The sequence below is a fragment of the Pseudomonas sp. XP1 genome, assembly GCF_053557675.1.
Genome location: NZ_JBNRIJ010000018.1, coordinates 48,717 through 49,944, shown reverse-complemented (window position 1 = coordinate 49,944; position 1,228 = coordinate 48,717). Strand labels below are relative to the sequence as shown.

General features: G+C 67.8%; 1 protein-coding gene. It reads left to right on the top strand.

What is annotated here, in order from left to right:
- Positions 1–105: 105 nt before the first annotated feature.
- Positions 106–1,228 (top strand): MFS transporter (locus tag ACK1U9_RS16560; protein WP_449110035.1); only part of this gene is annotated, 1,123 nt, incomplete at its 3' end.

Sequence of the window (1,228 nt, the reverse complement as noted above, 5' to 3'; positions counted from 1 at the left end):
GCTCCAACAGCGATCGCACCCAACCCGAGAGCGGTGCAGTACCTGTGGGAGCGGGTTCACCCGCGAAAGGGCCGGTACAGCCACTACAGAACCAGGATCCTACCCATGCCCTCCGCCCCGGCCCGCCTGGCCTTCGCCCTCTGCCTGATCACCCTGGCCGTCAATCTGCAGGCCCCGCTGTACATCACCTACGCCGACCTTTCCGGCCAAGGCGCCGCCGCCACCGCAGTAGCCTTCTCCGGCTATGTGCTCGGCGTGCTACCCGTGCTGCTGGCCCTGGGCGGGCTGGCCGACCGGGTCGGGCGCCGGCCATTGGTGCTTGCCGCACTGGCCCTGTCGATGGTCGCCACCGTGCTGATGCTGGCGGCCCCCAAACTGCACACTCTGGGGCTGGCGCGGCTGTTCCTCGGCCTGGGCACTGGCCTGGCGTCGGCAACGGCCACCGCCTACATGGGTGAGTTGATGGGCGGCGCGGACAACACCCGCGCCGCCAATTGGGTTACCGCCAGCACCTCGCTGGGCTTTGGCCTGGGCGCGGCGCTGACCAGCCTGTTCCTGCTGCGCGGCCCCAGCCTGACCCCAGGCAGCTTCCACCTGCAACTGCTGCTGGCGGCGCTGGCCATGCTGCTGGTTTGGCGCCTGCCGGACCCACGCCCGGCACAACGCAACCCCATGCTGCGCCTGCCCTGCTACCCACGTGGCAGCGTGGCCTATGGCCTGGCCATTCTGCTGGCGTGGGCCTGCGTGGGGCTGGTGATCGCCCTGCTGCCGGGCATCCTGCGCCAGCACGGGCTTAGCGCCTGGTCGGGGTTCTCGACCTTTTGCGTGATCAGCTGCGGGTTGTTGTTCCAGCCCATGGCACGGCGCCTCAGCAGCCGTACAGCCACATTGCTGGGGCTGGTGATATTGCCGTGCAGCTATGCCGTGCTGGCCTGGGGTGCGGACAGCGGCCAGCTAGGCGCGGTATTGCTGGGTGCGGTGGCGGCCAGCAGTGCGTGCTACGGGTTTATCTACCTGGGTGGGCTGGCAGCCGTGAACCAGTTGGCCGGCAGCGAGCAGACACGGGCCAGCGCCGGGTTCTTCCTGCTGGCGTACCTGGGGTTCAGCCTGCCGGTGATCTTTACCGGGCTGCTGAGTGACCGGTTAGGGTCACAGCTGGCCTTACTGGTATTTGGTGAAGTGTTGGTGGTGGGATGTGTTGTTGTTGGGCTGGCATTGTGGTGGTCTG